This window comes from Yeosuana sp., from assembly GCF_057126245.1.
Map to the genome: position 1 here is coordinate 1 of NZ_DBNGMQ010000118.1, position 5678 is coordinate 5678.

At 30.5% G+C, this 5678-nt stretch carries 2 protein-coding genes; one reads left to right on the top strand and one right to left on the bottom strand.

What is annotated here, in order from left to right; genetic code table 11:
- Positions 1–3307: ligand-binding sensor domain-containing protein (locus AC15TD_RS15175; RefSeq protein WP_484452987.1), on the bottom strand; the 3307-nt coding region annotated here is incomplete at its 3' end.
- A 518-nt stretch (positions 3308–3825) separates the two neighbouring features.
- Between AC15TD_RS15175 and AC15TD_RS15180 the strand changes: the two genes are divergently transcribed.
- Positions 3826–5364 (top strand): sugar porter family MFS transporter, encoded by a 1539-nt coding sequence (locus AC15TD_RS15180; protein ID WP_484452988.1) that lies wholly within the window; start codon positions 3826–3828, stop codon positions 5362–5364.
- Positions 5365–5678 lie beyond the last annotated feature (314 nt).

The following is a 5678-nucleotide window of genomic DNA, read 5'->3' on the forward strand; positions in this document are numbered from 1 at the left end:
TTGAATGGCGTATTGGTTCATCTTTCACATTTTCATTGGAAATGTATGAAGCAATATCATCACCTTTTTTTAAATCTTTAATTATTTCATCTTCAGTGAGATGATCTGTCCCTACGGGGATTGAAACAATAAACTCGGCTCCTTTTTTGTTTTCAAAATTAATTTTAATGTTACCATGGTGAAGGTCTACTAATTCTTTAACCAATGCTAGCCCAATACCACTTCCTTGTATCTCATTTTGCTTTACATCAGGCTCTATTTGATAAAATTTATTAAATATTAATAATGCTTTTTCTTTAGGTACGCCAATGCCAGTATCCTCTACTGAAAATTCAAATTGAACTGGATTTCCATCATCGTCTTCTACTAAATTGGTTTTAATTGATATCTTTCCACCATCAGGAGTGAATTTAAAGGCATTCGAGAGTAAATTGAAAATTATGATTTCCATTTTATCTCGGTCATAAAATAACTCAACGAACTCCCTATCATTCTTAAATTGATATTCAATATTTCTGTGGGTCGCCAATTCTTGAAAAGACAAGCTACTTTCTTTTAAAAAATGGATTATGTTGCCCTTTCCTGCATTCAGTTTGAGTTTTTCAACCTCATTCTTCCTGAAATCTAAGAGTCTGTTAACTTGGCGTAACAAATTTTTTGAATTTCTGTTTAATACGTCTAAATGACTTTTTAAATCATTTGGAATCTTAGATATGTCTTTGGTCATTTCTTCTAATGAACCCAAAATTAAAGTTAAAGGTGTTCTTAGCTCATGAGAAACATTTGTGAAGAATTGCAATTTAAGCTGGCTAATTTCCTGAATCTTCTCCTTTTCCACCTTTTCAGATTTCAACACTTCTTTTTCATTTCGAAGAAACTTATAAAACCTATATAAAACCCAGATTAGGATAGAGGTTAATATCAAGTAAATGATATAAGCGAGATTTGTTTTCCACCATGGAGGTAAAATGGTTATTTTAATGGATGCCTCATTATCATTCCAAATACCACTATTATTGGCTGCTTTAAGTTTGAATATATATGCACCAGGATTGGCATCTGCAAATGTTAAACTTCGTTCGTTTCCCAATTCATGCCATTGATTATCTTTTCCCTCTAATTTATATTTAAAAATATTCTTTTTAGGCTGTATATAGTTTAATGCAGCAAAATCTAAAGTAAATGGAATATCATTGTAATTTATAACCACATGAGGTGCATTACTTTCAATGTCTTCTGACATAGCTACAGAATGCCCTTTAATCTTAAAATCTGTGATGACAACCGGCGGGATGTAAAAGTTTTTTTTAATATCTTTAGGATTGAAAATATTGAATCCATTCATTCCACCAAACAGTAATTCACCATTTTGGGCAGCATAATATGCGTCGTAATTAAATTCGTTGCTTTGCAATCCATCCGAAACGTCATAATTCCTACATGTATGTGATGCAAGATTAAATTGAGAAAGACCCTTGAATGTACTAAGCCATAAATTACCTTCTTCATCTGGAAGAATTCCAACAACTGAATTACTTGCTAGTCCATTTAATATTGTGAACTGTTGGGTTTCAGAAAAATCATTTTTTATAAAGAATATCCCTTGACCTTCAGTGGCTACCCAAAAATTATTTTCTTTGTCTTGATACATACAAGTTACAAGTGAATTTATTTTATCGTTTAAAATTGCTAAGGATTTATTATTAATTGTTTTTGCCTTTATGTCAACTAATCCCACACCATTGGAAGTACCTACCCAAATGCGTTGTTGATTGTCTTCAATAATTTCATAAATAGTCTGTGAGAAATAATCAGTACTAAATCGGATGAACTTTTTTGTTTTTTGGTCGAACAAATTCAACCCCTTTTTTATTGTTCCAACCCATAATCTATTTTGACTGTCAAGCGTTAAACAGGTTACCCAATCAGAACTGATACTCTGGTCATCATTAGTGTCATTTTTAAAATGATCAAATTTATTTTTAGATTTTGTGTCATAAACATCTAATCCACTACCATGTGTCGCGATATATAAATTACCCTGTTTATCTAAAACGATATCCTGAATATTATCATTACTTAGACTATACGGATTATTCGGATTTTTTTTAAAGGCTGTAAACGTTTTTGCCTTAGTATCAAAATAATTTAACCCACCTCGTTCTGTTCCTATCCAAAAATTATGGTTTTTATCTTCAGCAAATGAACTGACTACATGATAACTCAAACCAGAGAACATACCATAATGTTGAAAAGAATCGAAATTTTTATCTAAGTAATTTACAGCTCCCTGCCATGTACCGACCCAGATATTTTCGGAATAATCTTTAAAAATTTTATATACCGAATTCTGACTTAGGCTATAAGGATTTTTATTATTGTGTGTGTAACTTAAACACAAATTATCCTTTGTATTAATTTTATAAATACCGCTATAACTACCTACCCATAACGTATTAGAACTATCAGTCATTATTGTTCTTACCTCATTAACAGACACCTTATCGCCTTTACTATTTCTTGCTATAAACGGTTCAATACTTTTTTTTATGGCATTAAATCGCCATAAACCTGTAAAAGATCCAACCCAAATATTTCCATTTTCATCTTCTTTAATATCCCCTTTTCCAGAATTTTTAGGATCATCTATTGTTTTCTGGTTAAATGAATATCGTTGAAATTTATTACTTCCAGCTTCCAAACAGGCAAGGCCTTGAAGGAATAGTACCCACAAATTTCCTTTGGAGTCCATGAAAACCTTATCAATCTTCTGAGATACTGAGGTATTTTGGTCATTTAGATTTAAATCAATATTCTTATGAACTCCCTTTGCAGGCTCAAAATAAACCAATCCATAATCTGTACCAATCCACAAATTATTTTTATTGTCCTCGCAAATAGTGTTAATAGAGTTTATGTTTTTAAAATAAATATTTTCGAACTTATCACTTTCATCATACAAACTAAGGCCTCTTGAGGTTCCAATCCATAATTTATTTTTGCTATCAACAAAAAGAACATTGATGTAATCACTTGAAATGCTTTCTGGAATTCTTGCATTTGAGAAATAGTTTTTAAATTCTATTCCATCAAACCTGTTTAGTCCATATTTAGTGGCTATCCAAATAAACCCTTTAGAATCCTGGTTGATATCGGTTATAGAAGTATGTGAAAGCCCATCGTTTATAGTGTAATGTTTAAACTTTAAGTCATTATAATTGTTATTATTCTCTTGAGTAAATGAAAATTTAACGCCTATAATAAGGAGAAGCAGAAAAAAATAAAAATGTTTATAGTTTAATGACATAATCAATTTAAAAATAATGATATAAATTTAGATAAAACTTAGTCTAACTGTTTACAAAAATTATTTCTAATTTAAGAAACAGTTTCAATTTATAATATTAACAGCATAGAATGAAAATCTGCAAAACACCGAACGGAACTTCTCATGGCAAACATTATAAAAAATCACATATAAGAGAGGGTGAAATGATTTTATTTTAGGGGAATGTCTAAAGTACTTTTGATTTTTGAGTATGATGTTAAAATCAAACTATATTTCATTATTCATATAAAGATATCAAATTTCTATTGTCTCAAAAAAGATAAATTATGGTCACAAATTAGTCACAAAAGAAAATAATAAATCCTAACATATTTTATTTAAATATGTTAGGGTTTAATAAAGTGAACTCAAATAAAATCATTATAGTTATCTGAATCAATATGAAAAAGCGTTATATTTCGCTTTAAATTGAGAATTTTACATGATTTGCCACATTCAATTCAAAGTATATTTTTAAATAACAAAAAAACCAGATTATGTCAAAAAAAATTGTATTTATTGCTTTTGTAGTCTCTCTAGGCGGATTTTTATTTGGTTTTGATGCAGGCATCATTTCGGGAGTTATGTCTTATGCAGGACCAGAATTTAATTTAAGTGAAGGACAAGTTGGTTGGGTTGTTAGTTCCCCTTCGTTTGCTGCTATGATAGCCATGTTGTTTTCAGGTAGACTAAGTGATATATTAGGTAGGAAAAAAATATTACTGGCGGTTGCTTTTTTATATGCAGTGTCAGCATTGTTGTCTGCCTATGCAATTTCATATGAGATGCTTTATATAGCTCGAATGATTGGTGGTTTGGCATTTGGTTCTGCACTTATTTTAGCGCCTATGTATATCGCAGAAGTTTCTGTAGCAGAAAATAGAGGTAAGTTGGTGTCTATACAACAATTAAATATTGTACTTGGTTTTTTTGCTGCCTTTTTAAGCAATTACTTTTTTAATAAATATAATTCGCAAGAAAGCGCATTTTTAAATGATGGGAATGTTTGGCGCTGGATGCTTGGAGTGGAGCTAATACCTGCTCTTTTATATTTTTTGGCGCTATTTTTTGTTCCGAAAAGTCCACGTTGGTTATACTTAAAGAACAAATTTGAAGATGCTAAAAAAGTACTCAACGCAATCCATGGAGAATTAAGAGGAAAACAAGAGATTGAATCTATTGAGGAAAATATTCATGCCGAAAAAAACAAATCAAAAGTTGTTATTAAAGATTTGCTAAAAAAATCATTGCGGTTTATACTTGTTGTAGGTTTAGTTGTGGGGGTACTTCAACAAATAACGGGTATTAATGCGGTGTATTTTTATGCGACTTCTATTTTTAAACAAACTGGAATAGGCACAGATGCCTCATTTTCATCTGGAGTTTTATTAAGTACAATAACTGTTATCTTTACTTTTGTTGCTATGTATTTAATTGATAGAATGGGAAGAAGACCGTTGCTATTAATTGGAACAGCAGGAATTGCATTAAGTTTATTACTATGTGCTTATGGATTTAAGCAGGCAACATATGAATTAACAGGAGAAGAAATTTCAAATCTTGAATTTTCGGAAGCTAATAAATTAGAACCTTATGCCAATCAAGTTTTTAATAATGATGTCGATTTTAAAAACGCCATGAAATTAGCATTAGGAAATCAGATTTATAGTAAGAATGATGGTGCCATTTTGGAAGCTGCAACTACCATGAACGCGACCCTAGTTCTTATAGGTATATTAGGTTTTATTGCATGTTTTGCATTTTCATTAGGACCAGTCATGTGGGTGTTACTTTCTGAGTTATATCCTATTAAATATAGAGGACTAGCTATTGGAGTTATTGCTTTTATAAACTCTTTAATTAGTTCTGTCGTGCAACTGATTTTCCCATGGGAATTATCAAATCTCGGTAATGCCATGAGTTTTTTCTTGTTCGGAGCAATTGCACTTGTTGGATTTTTTGTATTATTAAAAATATTACCTGAAACCAAGGGGAAATCCTTAGAACAAATTGAAAATGATTTAGTTAGAAATTAGGTTTGAAAAATGAAATATTAAAGGGATTGTTTTAAACACGTGATTAGTGTGCTTATTCAAAATTAAAACAGTAGCTAACAATGTATAAAAGCAATAGCGGTTTGGGTCTTAATTCAAACCGTTTTGCTTTTCTTTATGTATCTTGTTATTCGAAAGTAGCAGCGTTTAAATCCGCTACTGCTCTTATACTAACCGTTGTAAAACATTTAGAACAAAATATGTTTTTAATGAATCCTAATTAGAATTCATTTAAGATAATTAAACTATAATAGTTTGTTGACATTTGCTTTATAAGTTTGTCCTATAGGAATTTT

Bases quoted from the DNA above. Each gene is read 5' to 3' on its own strand.
- AC15TD_RS15180 (WP_484452988.1), top strand. From the start codon at position 3,826: ATGTCAAAAAAAATTGTATTTATTGCTTTTGTAGTCTCTCTAGGCGGA.